General features: G+C 70.7%; 1 protein-coding gene. It reads left to right on the top strand.

Going from position 1 to position 482, the window contains the following annotated elements:
* Nucleotides 1-482 (top strand): TetR/AcrR family transcriptional regulator (locus SMA5143A_RS42495; RefSeq protein WP_107468094.1); only part of this gene is annotated, 482 nt, incomplete at both ends.

The raw sequence follows: 482 nt of genomic DNA on the forward strand, positions 1-482 counted from the left end.
GCAAGGTCTGCGGGAGCGCGGTAAGGCAAGGCGCAGCGAGGCGGTCATCCGTGCCGCCTTCGAGTTGTTCGCCGAGCAGGGCTACGACGCCACGACGGTGGCCGAGATCGCGGAACGGGCCGAGGTCTCGCCGCGCACGGTGGCCATGTACTTCCGTTCCAAGCAGGACATCGCCATGTCCAAGTTCAGCGAGGGCGCGGACCGGCTGACCGAGGCGATGCGCGAGCGCCGCCCCGACGAGCGTGCGGTGGACGTCCTCGGGCGGTGGCTGCTGGCGGAACACGAGTCGGGCGACGACGAGATGATGGAACTGGAACGCCGCATGTTCGTCGCCAACCCCGAGTTGGCCGCGCTGCGGACGGCACGGATGGACGCCGCCGTCCGCGAATCGACCAGGGTCGTCGCCGAGGACCTCGGCGTCGCCCCGGAGTCCGCCGGCCCCCGGATGGTGGCCATCGCGGCGACCGCCATCATCATCGAGC

The sequence above is a fragment of the Streptomyces sp. MA5143a genome (assembly GCF_900290235.1).
Classification (GTDB): domain Bacteria; phylum Actinomycetota; class Actinomycetes; order Streptomycetales; family Streptomycetaceae; genus Streptomyces.